This is a genomic window from Mycobacterium sp. NGS67, assembly GCF_059812185.1.
In genome coordinates this window covers 252,548-271,609 of sequence record NZ_JCALCF010000001.1, presented here as the reverse complement: position 1 = coordinate 271,609, position 19,062 = coordinate 252,548, and the positions used below count along the sequence as shown (strand labels likewise).

At 67.7% G+C, this 19,062-nt stretch carries 19 protein-coding genes; 15 read left to right on the top strand and 4 right to left on the bottom strand.

All coding sequences use genetic code 11. The features are described from left to right. Positions 1–101: 101 nt before the first annotated feature. From AC5Y4D_RS01315 to eccA, 12 genes are all read left to right on the top strand, one after another. Positions 102–1,541 (top strand): CCA tRNA nucleotidyltransferase, encoded by a 1,440-nt coding sequence (locus AC5Y4D_RS01315; RefSeq protein WP_499943025.1) that lies wholly within the window; start codon positions 102–104, stop codon positions 1,539–1,541. A 42-nt stretch (positions 1,542–1,583) separates the two neighbouring features. Further along, positions 1,584–1,817 carry a type II toxin-antitoxin system Phd/YefM family antitoxin gene (locus tag AC5Y4D_RS01310; protein WP_499943026.1) on the top strand — a complete coding sequence of 78 codons (234 nt, stop codon included), beginning with the start codon at positions 1,584–1,586 and terminating at the stop codon, positions 1,815–1,817. After that, entirely contained in the window at positions 1,799–2,215 is a 417-nt protein-coding gene (locus tag AC5Y4D_RS01305; protein ID WP_500036150.1) for a type II toxin-antitoxin system VapC family toxin, read from the top strand. Before AC5Y4D_RS01310 ends, AC5Y4D_RS01305 begins: the two co-directional genes overlap by 19 nt. 45 nt (positions 2,216–2,260) lie before the next feature. Beyond that, positions 2,261–2,770 carry a pullulanase gene (locus tag AC5Y4D_RS01300; RefSeq protein ID WP_499943028.1) on the top strand — a complete coding sequence of 170 codons (510 nt, stop codon included), beginning with the start codon at positions 2,261–2,263 and terminating at the stop codon, positions 2,768–2,770. A gap of 198 nt (positions 2,771–2,968) precedes the next feature. Beyond that, positions 2,969–3,295 (top strand): WXG100 family type VII secretion target, encoded by a 327-nt coding sequence (locus AC5Y4D_RS01295; RefSeq protein ID WP_499943029.1) that lies wholly within the window; start codon positions 2,969–2,971, stop codon positions 3,293–3,295. Positions 3,296–3,352: 57 nt separating this feature from the next. Continuing rightward, the gene (locus AC5Y4D_RS01290) at positions 3,353–3,643 is read left to right on the top strand and encodes a WXG100 family type VII secretion target (protein ID WP_499943030.1); all 291 of its coding nucleotides are present in this window, start codon (positions 3,353–3,355) and stop codon (positions 3,641–3,643) included. A gap of 62 nt (positions 3,644–3,705) precedes the next feature. Continuing rightward, positions 3,706–4,539, top strand: a complete 834-nt coding sequence (locus AC5Y4D_RS01285; RefSeq protein WP_499943031.1) for an ESX secretion-associated protein EspG — start codon at positions 3,706–3,708, stop codon at positions 4,537–4,539. 35 nt (positions 4,540–4,574) lie between these two features. Continuing rightward, entirely contained in the window at positions 4,575–5,588 is a 1,014-nt protein-coding gene (locus AC5Y4D_RS01280) for a MinD/ParA family ATP-binding protein (protein ID WP_499943032.1), read from the top strand. Then, the gene (gene eccD / locus AC5Y4D_RS01275) at positions 5,588–7,069 is read left to right on the top strand and encodes a type VII secretion integral membrane protein EccD (protein ID WP_499943033.1); all 1,482 of its coding nucleotides are present in this window, start codon (positions 5,588–5,590) and stop codon (positions 7,067–7,069) included. The genes AC5Y4D_RS01280 and eccD overlap by 1 nt, the downstream gene beginning before the upstream one ends. Beyond that, positions 7,066–8,712 carry a type VII secretion-associated serine protease mycosin gene (gene mycP / locus AC5Y4D_RS01270; RefSeq protein ID WP_499943034.1) on the top strand — a complete coding sequence of 549 codons (1,647 nt, stop codon included), beginning with the start codon at positions 7,066–7,068 and terminating at the stop codon, positions 8,710–8,712. The genes eccD and mycP (AC5Y4D_RS01270) overlap by 4 nt, the downstream gene beginning before the upstream one ends. Beyond that, complete coding sequence (gene eccE / locus AC5Y4D_RS01265) at positions 8,709–10,247, top strand: type VII secretion protein EccE (RefSeq protein ID WP_499943035.1); 1,539 nt, start codon at positions 8,709–8,711, stop codon at positions 10,245–10,247. The genes mycP (AC5Y4D_RS01270) and eccE (AC5Y4D_RS01265) overlap by 4 nt, the downstream gene beginning before the upstream one ends. Continuing rightward, on the top strand, positions 10,244–12,091 hold the full coding sequence (gene eccA, locus AC5Y4D_RS01260) for a type VII secretion AAA-ATPase EccA (protein ID WP_499943036.1): 1,848 nt from the start codon (positions 10,244–10,246) through the stop codon (positions 12,089–12,091). Before eccE (AC5Y4D_RS01265) ends, eccA begins: the two co-directional genes overlap by 4 nt. Before the next feature lie 11 nt (positions 12,092–12,102). On the opposite strand, the gene AC5Y4D_RS01255 is transcribed toward eccA, so the two are convergent. The 4 genes from AC5Y4D_RS01255 to AC5Y4D_RS01240 form a co-directional block, all read right to left on the bottom strand. Next, entirely contained in the window at positions 12,103–12,495 is a 393-nt protein-coding gene (locus tag AC5Y4D_RS01255) for a type II toxin-antitoxin system VapC family toxin (protein WP_499943037.1), read from the bottom strand. Beyond that, positions 12,492–12,761, bottom strand: a complete 270-nt coding sequence (locus tag AC5Y4D_RS01250) for a type II toxin-antitoxin system VapB family antitoxin (protein ID WP_499943038.1) — start codon at positions 12,759–12,761, stop codon at positions 12,492–12,494. Before AC5Y4D_RS01250 ends, AC5Y4D_RS01255 begins: the two co-directional genes overlap by 4 nt. A 32-nt stretch (positions 12,762–12,793) precedes the next feature. Then, positions 12,794–13,969 carry a thiolase family protein gene (locus tag AC5Y4D_RS01245; protein WP_499990859.1) on the bottom strand — a complete coding sequence of 392 codons (1,176 nt, stop codon included), beginning with the start codon at positions 13,967–13,969 and terminating at the stop codon, positions 12,794–12,796. A 302-nt stretch (positions 13,970–14,271) separates the two neighbouring features. Further along, complete coding sequence (locus AC5Y4D_RS01240; protein ID WP_499990861.1) at positions 14,272–14,610, bottom strand: hypothetical protein; 339 nt, start codon at positions 14,608–14,610, stop codon at positions 14,272–14,274. Positions 14,611–14,839: 229 nt separating this feature from the next. On the opposite strand from AC5Y4D_RS01240, the gene mycP (AC5Y4D_RS01235) reads away from it, so the two are divergent. From mycP (AC5Y4D_RS01235) to espB, 3 genes are all read left to right on the top strand, one after another. Continuing rightward, on the top strand, positions 14,840–16,192 hold the full coding sequence (gene mycP / locus AC5Y4D_RS01235; RefSeq protein ID WP_499990863.1) for a type VII secretion-associated serine protease mycosin: 1,353 nt from the start codon (positions 14,840–14,842) through the stop codon (positions 16,190–16,192). Next, positions 16,189–17,577 carry a type VII secretion protein EccE gene (gene eccE, locus AC5Y4D_RS01230; protein ID WP_499943042.1) on the top strand — a complete coding sequence of 463 codons (1,389 nt, stop codon included), beginning with the start codon at positions 16,189–16,191 and terminating at the stop codon, positions 17,575–17,577. The genes mycP (AC5Y4D_RS01235) and eccE (AC5Y4D_RS01230) overlap by 4 nt, the downstream gene beginning before the upstream one ends. An 80-nt stretch (positions 17,578–17,657) precedes the next feature. Continuing rightward, entirely contained in the window at positions 17,658–19,058 is a 1,401-nt protein-coding gene (gene espB, locus AC5Y4D_RS01225; RefSeq protein WP_500036149.1) for an EspB family ESX-1 secretion system-associated protein, read from the top strand. Positions 19,059–19,062 lie beyond the last annotated feature (4 nt).

The following is a 19,062-nucleotide window of genomic DNA, read 5'->3' as shown; positions in this document are numbered from 1 at the left end:
GATTCGGCGACTTTTCCGCCCTGGTTACACCCGCAAAGCCGTCACTGCACACTCCACGCTGCACGACGGCCCGCATCGTCGTCCGACTAGGCTGACCGAACGTGGCCGAACCCGCCCAGGATGCCGAACTGCTGACCGCCGCCGCGGTCGCGCTGCACCAGCACGCCGCGGTGCTCGGCGAACTGGGCTCCGCGTTCGGCAGCGCCGGTCACCAGCTGTACCTGGTCGGCGGTTCGGTGCGCGACGCGCTGCTGGGGCGGTTGAGCCCGGATCTGGACTTCACCACCGACGCCCGCCCCGAACAGATCCAGAAGATCGTGCGGCCGCTGGCCGATGCGCTGTGGGACACCGGCATCGAGTTCGGCACTGTCGGGGTGGGCAAAGGCGAGCACCGACTCGAGATCACCACCTTCCGCGCCGACACCTACGACCAGGTGTCGCGCAATCCGGAGGTGCAATTCGGCGATCGCCTGGAAGACGACCTGGTCCGGCGCGACTTCACCGTCAACGCCATGGCAGTTCGTGTCACGCCGACGGGTGCGGGAGAGTTCCTCGATCCGCTCAACGGACTGGCAGCGCTGCGCGCCCGAGTGCTGGACACCCCGTCGTCCCCGGAGGTGTCCTTCGGCGACGACCCGCTGCGGATGCTGCGCGCCGCCCGGTTCGTCTCCCAGCTCGGGTTCACCGTCGCGCCGCGGGTGCTGGCGGCCATCGAGGAGATGGCGCCGCAGCTGGCGCGGATCAGCGCCGAGCGGGTGGCCGCCGAACTGGACAAAATGCTGCTCGGCGCGCATCCGGTCGCCGGGATCGAGCTGCTGGTGCAGTCCGGGATGGGTGCGGTGGTACTGCCCGAGATCGGCGGCATGCAGATGGCCATCGACGAGCATCACCAGCACAAGGACGTCTACCAGCATTCGCTGACCGTGCTGCGCCAGGCCATCGAACTCGAAGTCGACGGCCCCGACCTGGTGCTGCGCTGGGCCGCGCTGCTGCACGACATCGGCAAGCCGGCCACCCGCCGCCATGAGGCCAACGGCGGCGTGAGCTTCCACCACCACGAGGTGGTCGGCGCCAAGATGGTCCGCAAGCGGATGCGGGCGCTGAAGTATTCCAAGCAGATGGTCGAGGACGTGTCGCAGCTGGTGTTCCTGCACCTGCGGTTCCACGGCTACGGCGAGGGAAAGTGGACCGATTCGGCGGTGCGTCGTTACGTCACCGACGCCGGTCCGCTGCTGCCGCGGCTGCACAAGCTGGTGCGGGCGGACTGCACCACCCGCAACAAGCGCCGCGCCGCCCGGCTGCGCGCGTCGTACGACCGGCTCGAGGAGCGCATCGCCGAGCTGGCCGCCCAGGAGGACCTGGACCGGGTGCGCCCGGACCTGGACGGCAACGAGATCATGCGGCTGCTCGACATCCCGGCCGGCCCGCAGGTGGGGGAGGCGTGGCGGTTCCTCAAGGAGCTGCGGCTGGACCGCGGGCCGCTGTCCAACGACGAGGCGACCGAGGAACTGCTGTCCTGGTGGAAGGCGCGCCAGCACTAATCGGACTAGTCGTACTAGTCCGATCTCGATATCGTGGCCCGTATGAAGACCGTCTCCAGCACGGAGGCCAAAGCGCGCCTCAACGCGCTTTTGAGTGAAGTGCAGCGCACGGGCGTGTCTGTCACGATCACCAGCCATGGCCAACCGGTCGCTGTCTTGTCCCCGGTGAATCCGGTGCCGCGGAAGTTCGGTCAACTGCCCATGCTCGAGGTGCCGGACAACTTCGATGATCCGTTGCCAGAGTCCGAGATCGCCCGGTGGGAAGGAAGCTTGTGATCGCTGCGGTGCGTGTTCTGCTGGACACTCACGTGCTGCTGCGGCTACTCAGCGCGCCCCAGAGGGTCAAGAGTTCGACCCGAGAGCTCCTGCGCGATCCCCAAACAGAGGTACTGATCTCCGCCGCGTCGGCATGGGAGATTGCGATCAAGACGCGGGCGGGCCGTCTGGCCGGCCAAGTGCTGCTGTCAGCTTGGAACGACGTCGTCGCGGATCTGCGAGCCACCGAGCTGGCCATCGGGGCCGATGACGCAATCTTGGCCGGGGGGTTGTCCTGGGATCACCAAGATCCGTTTGATCGAGTGCTCGTTTCCCAAGCCATCCGGCGGAATCTGGCCATCGTGACTGTCGACCGCCAAATTGTGCGCTCAGCACTCGCCCCCACGATCGAAGCCTGACCAAATCGAGGGAACCGCCCGCGCCGACCTTGCGTCGAAACCATCGTGGAGTACTGCCTGAGCGGTGACGACGGCGCCGCCGCGATCTGGAATCGCCCACCGGATCTCGACCTCGACGGTGACGGCCTGTTCGACGCACTCGGACTGGATCTGGACGGCGACGGAATGCGCGACGACGCGCTGGTGGATCTCGACGGTGACGGTATCGCCGACCACGCCGTACTGGACGTCGACAACGACGGCACGCCGGAAAGCTATTTCGTCGACGACGGAACCGGCACCTGGGCGGTCGCCGTCGACCGCGGCGGCCAGCTGCGATGGTTCGGACTCGACGGCGTCGAACACACCGGCGGTCCGCTGGTCGACTTCGACGGGCAGGGCCAGCCCGATGACCGACTCTTCGATTCCGACGGCGACGGGCTGGCCGACCAGGTGCTGTGCACCGGCCCGACCGGCGTCACCGGATACGTCGACACCGACGGCGACGGCCGCTGGAATGTCCGGCTCACCGACACCGACGGCGACGGCACCGCCGACGGCGCGGGCACCCTTTAATTTCAATGCCTGTGAGCACAGCTAACTATTCTCGGCATATGTCCGCCGTTTGACACAAGGTCCATTCTGGTGTGCACTAAACAGCCTGTTCCGCCCGCATAATGCCTGGCAACGGGTGAAGTGACAGCCGGGGGCAGCTGGTCTAGTTTTACGCAGACCCTGGCTCGGCGAGTCCAAATAATTGAGGGAGACGTAAATATGGCAAACGCAACCGTTGTCACTCCGGAGTTACTGCGCAGCACGCAGCAGCGTATCGAAGCGCGATTGCAGGAGGCGGCCGCGATCGCCAACCAGTACCTGAGCGGGCACGAGAACATCATCAGCGGCACGGGTTGGGCCGGCGACGCCGGCAACACCTCGTTGAACACCGCGGGTCAGATCCACCACGACCTGCAACAGATCATGACGGGCGGTCAGCGGTTGGCGCACGGCCTGGGCCAAGCGGCAGTTCTGATGGAAAACCACGAAGCCGACGCGGCGCACAACCTCAACGGCGTGTTCGGCGGAGGGACCCAAGCGGTCTAGGCATTTCGTCCGACGAGTCCAATCCGCTGACCATTCTCGAGTAAGGAACCAACCGTCATGGCAGATCACATTGTCTACAACCACGGCGCCGTCATCGGCTTCGCCGGTGAAGTCGGGTCGCAGGCCGCCCAACTGATGGAAATCCACAGCGACGTCCTGAACCTCACCCAGGCGCTGGGCGACTTCTTCCAAGGGCACGGCGCCACCGCCTTCTTCGATGCCCAGCAGCAAATGCTGCACGGGCTGGAGGACATGATCCAGACCGTCAGCCGCCACGCCCACACCGTCCACAGCGTCGACGAGATGGCCCAGGCAACCGACGCCCAGATGGGCAATTTGTTCACCTAGCCACATTGATCGGCCCGGGGCGCATGCGATGCGTGCGCCCCGGGCCTATATCAAGGAACACCGTGTTAACCACCACCCTCGACGGTCTCTGGGCCCTGCAGGTGCTCACCGGCATCGAGACCATCGCCCCCGAGCTGGGGCTGCGACCCCACCTGCCCAGCGTGGAATCCCGGCTGCTGGCACTGCAACACCCCGTCACGGCCGAGTTGCGCGACGTCGGGGTGATCGACCAGACGGGCGCGGTGGACAGCGCCGTCGTCGAATGGCTGACCGTGTTGTCCCGGCGCGACATCGCGTTGTTCATCCAGATTCGCACGCCCGATCAGGACGAACCCGCAACCGCGCTACTGGCCCGGTTCGCCCAGTGGTGGGTCGTCATCGAACGCTCCGCGGACCTGATCCGCATCAGCGGCGCCGGCACCGCCAGCGCGGAAGGTTCGGCGAGCGCGGTGCTCGAGGCACAGATCGAGCGGTTGTGCGGTCAGAACGCCCCGGCGGCGTTGCGGCCGGTCACCCTCGACGCGGACGCCTTGCGCGCGGCGTCCACCGACAGCGCTGCCCTGAACCGTTTCCTGACCGAACAGAAGCTCGAAGCAGATCAGCTGAAAGGCCTGACACTCGCCGCGGATCCGGACCAGTCCGCCCGGGCCTCGGTTGTGGCGATCCAGTCCGGGGTGGCCGGCGGCCGATCCCTGAGAACGCACATCGAGGCAAGCGCGGTGACGATCATCGATACCCCCGACGGGCGATTGCTCGCCGAAGAGGTCGAATCCGGCGGACGGAAGTGGATGATCATCGCGCCCGGGACGACGAGCAACATCGCCGCGGCGGTCAGCCAGATGGTGCGGCGGCTGCCGGCCGAGCAGGAATGGTTTTCGTACCGAAAAGTCGTGTGATCGAGAGGTATTACTCAAGTGTTAGTGGTGGCGTCGTGACGAATTCGTGGAACGCAACGTCGAATTCGGCGGAACAGGTCGGGGCACCCCCGGTGCGCTATCAGCATCAGGAGTCCGTCTCGGGCACTCTGCGAATCTCCGACATGGTGGCCCCGCGCCGAATCCCACCCGGATCGGGCTGGCGAAAGTTCTTGCACAACATCTCCTTTCGCACGATCAACCTCGGCGAGTCCCCGGCCGAACGGCACTACCGGGAACTGCAGGACCGGATCCGCCGGCACATCCGCAAGCAGTACGTGATCGGGGTCGTCTCGGGCAAGGGCGGCGTCGGCAAAACCACTATGACCGCGTGCATCGGCGGTGTCTTCCGGGAGTGCCGGCCCGACAACGTCGTCGCCATCGACGCCGCACCCGGATTCGGGACGCTGGCCGGCCGGATCGACGAATCCCCACCCGGTGACTACTCGGCGGTGCTGAACGACACCGACGTCCAGGGCTACGCCGACATCCGAGAGCACTTGGGACAGAACAGCATCGGGCTCGACGTGTTGGCCGGCAACCGAGCCTCGGATCAACCGCGGCCGCTGGTTCCCTCGATGTTCACCGGCGTGCTGTCGCGGCTGCGCCGTACCCACACCGTGATCGTGGTGGACACCTCCGACGACCTCGAACACCCGGTGATGAAGGCGGTTCTGGACGCCTGCGACGCGTTGGTGTTCGTCTCGGGCCTGACCGCGGACACCTCGCTGCCGGTGACGCGCGCGATCGACCTGCTGCGGTCGATGGGTTACCACGAATTGGTGTCCCGAAGCACCGTCGTCCTCAACGACAGTCGCAACAAGTACGACCCGGACGCCCGCGCATACCTCACCGAACGGTTCAAACAATCCGGGGCGACGGTCGAATTCATGCCCTATGACCCCTATCTGGCCAAGGGCGGCATCATCGACACCCGGCACGAACTGAAGAAGAAGACGCGACTGCGCCTGTTCGAGATCGCCGCGGCACTGGCCGACAAGTACATTCCGGACGCCGACAGGCCGCGTTAATGGCAAAGGTTTCGTTTCCTGCCCGCTGTGCGGTCGCCGTCGTCTGCGGTGAGCACCTGCTCTCACAGGTGTACCCGGCCTCGGTTCCCATCGAGGTCTTCATCGACAACATCGTCGAACTGCTCAACGACGAACTCAAGCGCCGGGGTGTGCCCGGACTGGCAGCGGGCGTCGGATACGAACTGCACAAGGCCAACGGGGTGCGCCTCGACGTCACCAAGACCCTCGACGAACTCGGTGTGGAGGACGGCGCGACCCTGACGTTGGTGCCCGCCGTCGAGGGCGAGTCGTTCGAGCCGCAGTACGAGTCGCTGTCCACCGGCCTCGCGCGGGTCGGCAAGAGACTCTTCGAGCCGGTCACCGCACAGACCGCCGCGCACACCGCGCTGGCGATCGTGGCGATGGTCGCGCTCACGGTACTGGGATTGGCTGTGCGGCAACGCCTCTCGCAGGACTCGCTACTGCCCGCTGTCGTCACCGCCGGGACGGCAGTGGTGGTCGCAGGCGGCGCCGCGGCGGTGTGGCGTTGGTGGCCGCACCGCAGCGACATGCTCGACGGGTTGGGCTGGCTGGCGGTGCCGCTGCTCGCGGTGGCGCTGGGTAGCAGTGCACCGGGCAAGCTCGCTGCGCCGCATCTTTTCATCACCGCGTTGGCGACTGCGGTGTTGACGTGCGGAGTCGCCGCGGCGACCCAACGCCATGTCGACGCCGCAGCGGCCGTGGTGACCCTGAGCGCGGTCGGCGCCACGGTGTCGGCGGTCCGGATGTGGTGGCCGGTCCCGCCTCAGTGGCTGGGGATGTGCACCCTGGTGGCTTTGCTGCTGCTGCTGACCCTGGCGCCGACGATCGCGCTGTGGGTCGCCCGGATCCGGCCACCGCATTTCGGCTCGATCACCGGGCGAGACCTGTTTCGGCGCAGAGACGGGATGCCGGTCGACGCGGTCACCCCGGTAAGCGAAAGTGCCGAAGAGGACGTCGATCCCGACCCCACCCCGCGCGGTGCGCAGATCGCGACGGCGGCGATACGAGCCAACGATGTGCTCACCGGGATCTGTGTGGGGGCGGGCTCGACGCTGCCGTTCGCGGTGTGGGCGACCCTGATGCCCGGCCGCGACCGGGGCACGGCGGCCGCGGTGCTCGCCGGATTGTTCGTGACGATCTTCGTCAGCCGGGGCCGGGCCTTCGCCGACAAACGGCAGGCGGTCGCCCTGGTGGTCGGTGCCGCGGTCGCCACCTGCGTCGGGGTCGTCAAATACGTGGTGCACGAACCGGTGTCGTCCGGAGAAGCATTGGCCTCGGCGGCGGTGCTGCTGGCGGCCTTCGCCGGCGCCGGGCTGTTGGCGGCGCTGCTGGTGCCGATCACCAAGTTCACGCCCCTGGTGCGGATGGCCGCCGAATGGCTGGAGATCGTCGCGATCATCGCCGCCTTCCCGCTGGCTGCCTGGATCGGTGGCCTGTTCACCTGGGTGCGCATGCGATGAGTCAGCGAGCTAGCGCCGTCCGCCGACTCGGCGCGTTGACCCTGACTTTGTTCGTGTTGACCGTATTCATCAACCCTCTTGCCGCACAGGCGGTTCCACCTCCCGTGATCGATCCCGGACGGGTGCCGGCAGACGGCAGGCCGGGGCCGGACCAACCGATGCGGCAGAGCAACATGTGTGCTCGGACCATCACGGTGGCCGACCCGAACGTCTCGGTCACCGCCCCGGGCTTCACGATGCTCAATGTCAGCAAAGCCTGGCAGTACTCGACCGGCAACGGGGTTCCGGTGGCGATCATCGACACCGGCATCAATCCCAGTCCGCGGCTTCGGGTCGTCGCCGGCGGCGACTACATCATGAGCGGTGACGGGCTGATGGACTGCGATGCGCACGGGACCGTCGTCGCTTCGGTCATCGGCGCTGCGCCGCAAGGCAGTCCGATGCCGGCGCCGATGCCGAGCGCCCCAGCGTTTGCAGCTCCGGCCGGGCCGCCGGCAGTCGACTCCGCGCCGGCCCCGCCCGGGGGGCCGCCACCGCCACCGGCTGCACCGCCGCCGCCCACTCCCGTCACGGTCACCGAGACCAAACCGGTGCCTCCGCCGCCACCCCCGCCCGACGAACCTGCCAACGGGCCAGGAGATCCGGGCACCGGGAACACCGACGTCCCGGAGGTTCCCGGTCCAGCGCCTGGCGCCCCGGACGGGGTCGTGGGCGTCGCACCGCACGCGGTGGTCATCTCCATCCGGCAGTCGTCGCGCGCCTACGAACCGGTGAACCCCGGACCCGGGGACTCGGAGGTGCGCAAGAAGGCGGGTTCGATCGCGACGTTGGCTCGGGCCATCGTGCACGCCGCCAACATGGGCGCCAAGGTCGTCAATATCAGTGTGACGTCGTGCGTTTCGGCGGCCGATCCGATGGACCAGGCCGCTCTCGGCGCCGCCGTCTGGTACGCAGCCACCGTCAAGGACGCGCTGATCGTCGCCGCGGCGGGCAACGACAGCGAGGACGGTTGTGCACAGAACCCGTCGTTCGATCCGTTGAGCGTGTCAGACCCGCGGGACTGGCATCAGGTCAAGACCGTCTCCTCACCGTCGTGGTTTTCCGACTACGTGTTATCGGTTGGGGCCGTGGACAATACGGGCGCACCGATCAGCAAGAGCCTGGCCGGTCCGTGGGTCGCGGCCGCGGCCCCCGGCGTCGGCATCATGGGGTTGTCCCCGCAGACCGGGGGTCCGGTCAACGCCTACCCGCCGATCCGTGCGGGGGAGAAGAACATGCCCATCTGGGGCACCAGCTTCTCGGCGGCATATGTCAGCGGCGTCGCGGCGTTGGTGCGGGCGAAATACCCCGCCTTGTCCGCGCACCAGATCGTCAACCGCATCATCCAGACGGCACATCACCCGCCGCGGGGGGTCGACAATCAAGTCGGATACGGCGTCGTGGACCCAGTGGCCGCACTGACGTTCGATGTGCCTGCCGGAGACAGGCTTCCGTCCCCGGCGCACAGCCGGATCGTCACCCCCGCGGCACCTGCACCGCCGCCCGACCACGGCGCTCGCGATGTCGCGCTGATCTTCGCCGCCGCGGTGATCGTCGGGGTCGCGGCGGTGGCACTGATCGCGCGGGTACGGCGCGAGCGATGACCGCGACGACCAAACTGAGCATCGTCGTCGGCGTCTTCGCCGCCGCTGTCGCCGGACTCGCCGTCGACGGATATCGCGGCGCCGCAGCCGGTTTGCTGATCGGGGTCGCGGTCAGCGTCGTTCGGTGGCGGGGTCGGACCGCCTGCTCGTGGCTCCTGCTGTGGTGGCGGCGAAACCGGCCGATTCGTTGGACCCCGCCGCGCACGGTGGCCAATGACCGCGCCGGCGGCGGGGTCCGATTTCAGGACGGCGTGGCGGTCGCAGCGATCCAACTCCTGGGCAAGGCGCACGTCCCGACGCTGTTCACCGGTTCGACTTCGACTCACACCGAGAACGCGCTCGACATCGCCTCATTGCAACCGCTGTTGCGGCAAAGCCTTGGGCTGTCGGTTGATTCGCTGAGCATAGTCAGCACGGGTGCCCGGCGGCGCAGCACCGGAGACTATCCCAGGGTCTACGACACGCTGATCGGCACGCCGCCATACGCCGGGCAGCGCGAAACGTGGGTGATCGTGCGGATCGCCGCGCTTGCCAATGTGGAAGCGCTGCAGCACCGTTGCTCGATCGGAACCGCGACACTGGCCGCCGCGCAGCGGATCAGCGCGGCGATGCGTCAACAGGGGATACGGGCGAGGGTGGCCACCGCCACCGACATCGCCGAGTTGGAACGCAGACTGGGCCGGTCGGGCCTGGAAGTGCCGAATCGCCGCTGGCATTCGGTGCGCGGCGACGGCGGGTGGCTGACCACCTACTGGTATCGCCCCGCCGAGATCACCGCGGCGGCGCTGTCGCAGGCATGGTCACTGCGCGCCGACCAAATCACCCAGAACATCACCCTTTTCGGGGACGGCAGCGCCGCGGCCACCCTGACGGTATGCAGCGCCCAACCCCCGACCGCTCCACCGAGCACCATGCTGCAGACACTGCCGGGCGAGCAGGCCGACGCCGTCGCAGCCAACCTATGTGGCCCGCTGCCGGTGTTGGGTGGGATCCGCCGCGGCCGCTTGACGCATCCGCTCGTCGTCCCGATAGGTCCATCGGGAGTGCTGCTGGGCAAGGCCGGCGCCGGAAACCGGATGGCGTTCCCGCTGAGCGATCCCGGTGAGTTCAGCCGGGTGCACATCGCGGCCGACGATGTGCTGGCCAAGCGGATCGTGGTGCGGCTGGCCGGGGCCGGTGAACGGGTCACGGTACACACTCGCGACGTCGAACGGTGGGCCAGCGTTCGAATGCCCGATGTCGCAGTCACCGATTCGGTCAAACCGATAGCCGGCACCACCGTCAGTGTCGTGGACGGCACCGTCACGCCCGCGCCCCGCCCCAATACCGTTGTCTCCGTGGGCGAACCGGACGCGCCGCACCGCGGGACCGCCGACGTACTGATCACCCAGAAAGGTCAGGCGACGGTTGAGGTGGTGACCGGTAGTCGAACGCACACCGTCGAGATCGAACTGTTCCGCGCCGAGAACCGCTACGTGTCGACCGAACCGACCAGCCTGCGAAGTGGCGAACTCGAGCTGGCGGAATCGCCATGACCAGCGCCACCAGCACAGCCGCCGCACGCAAACGGTTCGATCAGGCGATGACGTTGCTGGACAACGACGTTGCCGCCGCGAGAACCCGGTTTTTGGAAGCCACCGACATCGATCCGTCGATGGCCGACGCGTGGCTCGGCCGGATCGCCGCCGGTGACGAAGCGTTGTCGACCGTAGAGCAGCTGTACACGTTCGGTTCGCGACTGCACCGGGAGACGAACCGGCTCGGTGTGAGGCTTTCCGCGCCGATCAAAGCAGGTCCGTATCTGTCGATCTCGGTGACCGAGGCATCGCATGCCGGTTTGGCATTGGCGAGCGCGCTCGTCGACGACCGGCAGTACGGCAAAGCCGAGGCGCTGCTGGCGGATTCGTCGTTGCTCGATACCTGGGAAAACCATCAATGGCAGCAGCACATCGAGGCCTATCTGATGTTCGCCACGCAACGCTGGCCGGACGTGATCTCCGTCGCGGCGGCCATCCTGCCGCCGCAGGCCATCATCATGTCGGCCGTGACGGCAGCGACCTGCGCCCTGGCCGCGCACGCCGCGGCACACCTGGGCCAGGCGCGGGTCGCGCTGGATTGGGCCGACCGGGTCGAGGTGCACGGCAGCGGCGGCCAGGCGAGCCCGTCGCAGACGCGACGCCGCCTCACCGCAGCCGCGATAGACTCCGCCGAGTTCCCGTTGATAGCAGCGGATTTGGCCTATATCCGGGGGATGGCGCACCGTCAGCTCGGCGACGAGCATGAGGCGCAGGTGTGGCTGTCCAAGGCGGCGATCAACGGCGCGCTGATGGAGTCGGCCAAGCGCGCACTGGCCGACACCGGTCTGCAACTGGTTGTCACCGACGAGGAAGCGATCGGGACCCGGACGGATAAATGGGACGTCAAGACCCAGCGATCGGTCCAGCAGCGCACCGAAGCCGAACACGCCGAGCGGCGTAACGAGCTGCTGGTGCAGGGTCGGGCGCTGCTGGACAACCAGGTGGGGTTGGCCGAAGTCAAGCGCGCGGTGGCCGAGCTGGAGGACCAGATCGAGGTGCGCGCGCTGCGGCTGGCGGCCGGGCTGCCGGTGGCCAACCAAACCAATCACATGCTGCTGGTCGGACCTCCCGGTACCGGAAAGACCACTACCGCTGCAGCTTTGGGCAAGATCTACGCCGGTCTCGGCATCGTGCGCCACCCCGAGATCATCGAAGTCAAGCGGGCGGACTTCTGCGGCGAGCACATCGGGGCGTCCGGACCCAAAACCAACGAGCTGATCAACCGGTCGCTGGGCCGCATTCTGTTCATGGACGAGTTCTACTCGTTGGTGGAGCGTCATCAGGACGGCCGCCCGGACATGATCGGCATGGAAGCCGTCAACCAGTTGCTGGTCGCGCTGGAAGTCCACCGGTTCGACTTCTGCTTCGTCGGCGCGGGATATGAGAAAGAGGTCGATGAGTTCCTCACGGTGAACCCGGGTTTGGCCGGCCGATTCAATCGCAAGCTGCGCTTCGAGTCGTACTCTCCTGACGAGCTGGTTGAGATCGCGGTGCGCTACGGCGGTCCGCGCGCCACCATCATCGAGGCGGATGCCGCCGACGCGCTGAACGCCGCGTGCGCGACGCTGCGCGCTTATCGCGCCGCCGACGGCACGCACGGCATCGACGTGATGCACAACGGGCGCTTCGCGCGCAACGTCGTCGAGCGCGCCGAGCGGCTGCGGGATTCGCGGGTGGCCGCACAGCACCGCAGCGCCAAGGGTTCGGTGACGGTCGAGGATCTGCAGGTGCTGCGGTCCCAGGACGTGATCACGGCGGTGCGTGACGCGTGCGCGGAAAAGCATGTGCCGCTGGAACTTTGAGGGCGGGCAGATCAGCAGGCAGAACGAATGTCGGTGTGGGTGAAATCGTCGCCGCGAAACAGCAGCGGTTCGCCGGTCACATGAGCCAATGCGTAGCTGTAGGTGTCTCCGAGGTTGAGCCGAGCGGGATGCCCGCTGCCGCGGCCGTAGTCGCGGTAGGCCTGCGCGGCGACGCGGGCCTGTTCCCGATCGAAGGCCTCGACCCGGATTCCATAGGCGTCCAGCAACCTGTCGACCAACCGGCCGATCTCGGGCCGGTCCCGGCGCTGCATGACGGCGCACAGCTCCACGTAACTGGGTGCGGACATCCGGGAATCGGTCGAGCGCACGAGCGCCGCCTTGAGCGCGTCGGTGTCGGGTTCGCCAAGCGCGATGGCGACGATCGCCGACGTATCGACAATCACCGCGGCAGACCGGCCTCGTCGTACATCTCAGTCTCGCGTTTACCGATCGCGCGCTTGTCCTTCTTGCTCAGCAGCCTGGCGAACTCGCGGAGTACCTCGTCAGCGGCGGACTGACGAGCGGTAGCACGCGCCTGGTCCTCGTGGTCGAGCGCTTCGAGGCGGCGTGCGACCGCATCCTCGATGGCCGCCGTCTGGTTGGTGCCAGTGCGCCGCGCGAGTTCACGTACCAGCGCGACGGTGCGTTCACTCTTGATGTTCAGGCCCATGGTAGAAGGCTACCCATGGGAGGGTAGACGAGCTACACCTCGACGACGACCGCCCCGCCCTGCCCGCCGCCGGCGCACATCGCGGCAACGCCGATACCGCCGCCGCGCCGGGCCAATTCGTAGGTCAGGGTCGTGACCATCCGCGCCCCGGACGCGGCGATCGGGTGGCCCAGGCTGCAGCCGCTGCCGGAGAAGTTCACCTTCTCCTCGTCGATGCCGTACTCGCGGCACGCGGCGATGGGCACCGAGGCGAACGCCTCGTTGATCTCCCACAGCGCGACGTCCTGCGCCGACAGACCGGCCCGCTGCAGCACCTTGCCGATCACCTTGACCGCGCCCAGCCCACAGTCGCGCGGGGGCACACCGGCGGCGGCCCAGGCCCGCACCTTGCCCATCACGTTCAATCCCTCGGCGCTGGCGTAGTCGGCGTCGACCAGCGCGACCGCCGCCGCCGCGTCGTTGGTGCCGCTGCTGTTGCCGGCGGTGATCGAGAAGCCCTCGATCTCCGGGTGCAGCACCTTGAGCCCGGCCAGCTTCTCCACGGTGGTGTCGCGGCGCGGGTGCTCGTCGACGGAGAAGTCGACCACGGACCCGTCGTGCACGGTGATCTTCAGCGGCAGGATCTCGTCGGCGAACTTGCCGGCGTCCTGCGCGGCGACGGCACGCTGGTGCGAGCGGGCCGCCCACGCGTCCATCTCCTCGCGGGTGATACCGACCGACTGCGCGGTGTTCCAGCCGACGGTGATCGACATGTCCTTGGCCGGTGCGTCCGGGGTTTCGACGTGGGTGGGCGGCATCCACCGCTCCTCGAACTTCAGCTCCGGGCCCGGGATGCGCCAGTTGGTCAGCGGCGTCATCGACAGTGACTGCACACCGCCGGCGATCAGCACCCGCTCCATGCCCGAACCGATCTGCGCGGCCGCGTTGCCGATCGCGGTCAAGCTGCCGGCGCAGTGCCGGTTCACCGATTGGCCGGGCACGTGCTCCAGACCGGTGGCCGTCGCCGCGTACCGCGCCAAATCGCCACCGCCGTAATGGGATTCGGCGAAGATGATGTCGTCGATGTGCGCTGGGTCGACGCCGGAGCGGCGGACCACTTCGGGCAGTACCGCGGTGATCAGCGTTTCGGGCGGGGTGTTGACGAGCGTGCCCTTGAAGGACCGGCCGATCGCCGTCCGTACGGCGCCAACGATTACGGGTGTGCCCATCTTCGAACCTCGCATTTTCTGGTGGGGAGTCGGGGCAATCGTAGCAAGTACCGTATTTACAATAGTGGTGAGCTATGTAACGCAGTCCGGGTGCGGTCCGCGGGCAAGCGACGACCTCATTGGACCTCAACCCCGCCTGCGAGCGCGGCGGGGGCGCCACCTCCCACGAGAAGTTCTTTGCCCGCCAGAACACCGAGGGCCTCGCCGTGGGGCTGCCGCTCGTTGATCCGGATTCTTCCGCTGCCGAGCGGGCGGGACCGGCACACGTTCGGTCGTGGGACGAAAGACGTTGTCGGCGTCCACTATTGATGAGGCGGGGAGTGGTGACCGTCTGGCCAGGAATGGTTCTGCGGATCTGCCGAACGACGACGGTAGGCGCGGACCATCCACACCAAACCGACGATCAGCGAGACGGGACCGAGACCGAGCATGAACCAGGCTTTCTGGTGTTTGTTGTCAAGCTGCTCGTCAAACGAACGCAGGGTGATACTGCCGTTGCGACTGACTATCCGACAGGTATCACCGTTGCGCATCGCCTTGCCGTGGCACGTCACCGAGTCGTCGGCGATAGAAGTGACGCCCATGATCAGCATGGAAAGGCCGACGACGACCAACAGACCTGCCAGCACCAGGTTCCGCATGTTCGAACGGTACCGCCGTGTCACCGGTGAAATTGATTCCGCACGGGAGCCGGGAAGCACGATGCCGTTCGAACTTTGAGCGCCCGTCGGTCATTGCAGGCTTCGCCGCGGTGGTGACGGTGATACAGCCGCTACGAACCCCGACGCGAATAGCGCCGTTTACGCACCGCTTACGTCTAAACTGCTCGCAGATCGACTCGGCAAACTCAATGAACGGAGTGATTCGGCGGTGCACCGGATCTTGCTGATGACGGTGGCGCTGGCTTTGATAACGGCACCGTTGACCGCGCCGCCCGCATTGGCAATCACTCCGCCGCCGATCGATCCGGGAGCGCTGCCGCCCGACGTGACGGGCCCCGACCAGCCGACTGAACAGCGCGTCCAGTGCTCGGCGCCGACGGTCCTGCCGGACTCCACCTTCCACGACCCGCCGTGGAGCAACGCCTACATCGGGGTCAGCGAAGCCCACAAGTTCGCCACCGGAGCCGGTGTGACGGTCGCCGTCATCGACACCGGCGTCGACGCCTCGCCGCGGGTCCCCGCCGAACCGGGCGGTGATTTCGTCGACGCGGCCGGTAACGGGCTGTCCGACTGCGATGCGCACGGCACGTTGACAGCGGCCATCATCGGCGGCCGTCCCGCTCCCACCGACGGATATGTCGGTGTCGCGCCCGACGCGCGTCTGCTCTCGCTACGCCAGACCTCGGAAGCCTTCGAGCCTGTCGGCTCCCAACCCAATCCGAACGACCCCAACTCCACCCCGGCGGCCGGATCCATCCGCAGTCTGGCCCGGGCGGTCGTGCACGCCGCCAATCTCGGGGCCGGCGTCATCAACATCAGCGAGGCCGCCTGCTACAAGGTGACCAAGCCGATCGATGAGGCCAGCCTGGGCGCGGCGATCGACTACGCCGTCAACGTCAAGAACGTCGTGGTGGTCGTCGCGGCCGGCAACACCGGCGGCGACTGCGCGCAGAATCCGCCACCGGACGCGGCCAACCCCGCCGACCCGCGCGGCTGGAACAAGGTGCAGACCATCGTCACGCCCGCCTGGTACGGAGATTCGGTGATCACCGTGGGCGGAATCGGGCAAACCGGCGTGCCCAGCTCGTTTTCCATGCACGGACCGTGGGTGAACGTGGCGGCACCCGCGGAGAACATCATCTCGCTCGGCGACCAGGGCGAGCCGGCGAACGCGTTGCAGGGCAAGGAAGGCCCGGTTCCGATCGCGGGCACGTCGTTCGCCGCGGCCTACGTCTCCGGTTTGGCCGCACTGATCAGGCAACGCTTCCCGCAGCTGACTCCGGCGCAGGTGATGAACCGCATCCAGGCCACGGCGCGCCACCCGGGCGGGGGAACCGACAACCTGGTCGGGGACGGCGTGGTCAACGCCGTCGCGGCATTGACGTGGGACATCGCGCCCGGGCCGGCGCAGATCCGGTATGACGTCCGACGGATGCCGCCGCCGGTGATGGAGTCGGGACCGGACCGTCGGCCGATCACCATGGTGGCGGTGGCCGTCGGGGGTCTGATGCTGGCGTTGGTCCTCGGCGCGCTGACGGCGAGGGCGCTGAGGCGCCGATGAGCAGCCCAATCCGGTTGCGGTTCAGCACCGGTCACACGTTGATCTGGGCGGTGTCGGCGCCGCTGGCGGTCCTGCTGTTCCTGCCGACGCGTTACTGGTGGGCGGGCATCGCGCTGGTCGCCGTCGGTGCCGTCGTCGCCTTCGTCACGTTCTACGGGCGGCGGATCACCGGGTGGGTGGCGACGGTGTTCGCCTGGCTGCGGCGCCGCCGCACACCGCCGGACGTGCCGTCGGAACCGGAGGTCGGCGCCACGGTGAAGCCGGGGGACCACGTGGCGGTGCGCTGGCGCCGAGACCACCTGATCGCGGTGATCGAACTCAACCCGCGGCCGTTCACGCCTACCGTCATCGTCGACGGGCAGGCCCACACCGACGACGTGCTGGACACCCGGCTGCTCGAGGAACTGCTGTCGGTGCACTGTCCCGACATGGAGGCCGATATCGTCTCGGCGGGCTTCCGGGTGGGCCGCACCGCCGCCCCGGACGTGGTGAACCTCTACCAGCAGGTGATCGGCGCCGACCCCGCCCCGGCCAACCGGCGGACCTGGATCATGCTGCGGGCTGACCCCGAGCAGACCCGGCGGTCCGCGCAGCGACGCGACGAGGGTGTCGCCGGCCTCGCCCGGTATCTGGTCGCCTCGGCGACCCGGGTCGCCGACGCGTTGGCCAGCCACGGCGTCGACGCCGTCTGCGGACGCAGCTTCGACGACTACGACCACGCCATCGACATCGGCTTCGCGCGCGAGAAGTGGTCGATGATCAAGGGTCGCGACTCCTACACCGCGGCCTATACCGCGCTCGGTGGCCCGGACCTGTGGTGGTCGGCCCGCGCCGACTACACCATCACCCGCGTCAGGATCGCTCCCGGCCTCGCGCCCCAGGCCACTGTCCTGCTCACCACCGCCGGCAAACCGAAAACCCCGCGCGGCTTCACGCGCTTGTTCGGCGGTCAGCGTCCGGCGCTGACCGGCCAGGATCTCGTCGCCAACCGGCACTGTCAGATCCCGATCGGGTCGGCGGGCATTCTGGTGGGCGAGACGGTCAACCGGTGTCCGGTGTACCTGCCCTTCGACGACGTCGACGTCAGCCTCAATCTTGGTGACGCACAAACCTTTACACAGTTCGTGGTGCGCTCGGCGGCGGCGGGGGCGGCCGTGACGGTCGGTGCGCACTTCGAGGAATTCGCCCGGCTGATCGGCGCGCAGGTGGGGCCGGTGGCCAAGGTGGCATGGCCGCAAGCGACCACCTACCTGGGCCCGCACCCCGGCGTCGACAAGGTGATCCTGCGTCACAATCTGGTCGGCACGCCGCGGCACCGCGAACTGCCGATCCGGCGGGTGTCGCCGCCCGAGGAAAGCCGGTTCCAACTGGCGCTACCGAAGTAGTTCTATCCGGCGAATATTGCTGCAGGCGGCCTCGGCTTTAGCGACGATAATGGTTAGAGCATCAAGGAGGACGATCCGAAATGACTCAGCCGCAGACAGTGACGGTGGATCAGCAGGAGATTTTGTCGCGGGCTGACGAAGTCGAGGCGCCGATGGCGCAGCCGCCGACCGACGTCCCGTTGAGCCCCTGCGGTCTGACGGCGGCCAAGAACGCCGCCGAGCAACTCAAGCTGTCCGCCGAGAACATGCGGGACTTTCTGACCGCCGGGGTGCGCGAACGTGCCCGGCTGGCGACGTCCCTGCGCAACGCCGCCAAGGCCTACGGCGACGTCGACGAGGAAGGCGCGGCCGCATTGGACAGTGACGGCGGCGAAGTGGCCGGGGAATCGGCCGGCGGCGTCGGCGGCGACAGTTCCGCAGGCCTGCAGGACACCCCACAGGTGGCCGCGGCCGGCGGCGACGGATTCACCGACCTCAAAACCGCGGCAACCAAACTCGAGTCGGGCGACCAAGGCGCATCGCTGGCGGCGTTCGCCGACGGCTGGAACCAGCTCAGCTTCGGATTGCAGGGAGACAGGAAGCGGTTCCGGGTCTTCCAGAACTGGGACGGCGACGCGGCCACCGCGTGCGAGGCGTCGCTGGACCAGCAACGAGTCTGGATCACCCACATGGCGGACCTGGCGACGTCGCTGGCCAAACAGGCGACTTACATTGCGCAACTGCAGGTGTGGGCACGCCGCGCACACCCGACGTTGGCCGACATCACCAAACTCGAAGAGCTGTCGAAGGATCCGGCTTACAAGGACCAGGCCATCAAGCTCTACGCGGAGTACCAGACCAAGTCCGAGCAGGTGCTCAGCGACTACAACAGCAAGGCTCAGCTGGAGGCGGTGAACCCGCCGAAGCCGCCGGCTGCCATCAAGATCGACCCGCCACCGCCGCCGCAGACGCCGGGTCTGATTCCCACTCAGGTGATGCAGGCGGCGGCGATGGCCGGTGGCGGTTCGGGCTCGGGGATGCAGACTCCGATGATGCCGCCGATGGGTGCCGGCGCGGGTAGCGGCGGCGGTATGCCGTCGGGCATCGGCGCCGAGATCGGTTCGGCGGGTCGCGACGCGGCCGCGAGCCTGGGCAAAGACCTTGGCGTCAAACCGATGTCGTTGGGCGGCGGCGGTGGCGGCGGAATGCCGTCGATGCCGCTGGCCGAAGCGGGCGGTGCCGGCACCGGCATCTCGAGTGAATCGATGCGACCGGCCGGCGCGGGTGACATCGGCGGACTCGGCCAAGCGGGTGCCGGCCGCGGCAGCGGCATGGGCGGCGGCGGCATGGGAATGCCGATGGGTGCCCACGGCCAGGGCGGTGGGGGATCCAAATCCAAAGGCGCACAACAGGATGACGAAGCCCTCTACACCGAAGACAGGGAGTGGACCGAAGCGATCATCGGTCAACGCCGCCGGCAAGACATGAAGGAGCCGAAGTGACCCA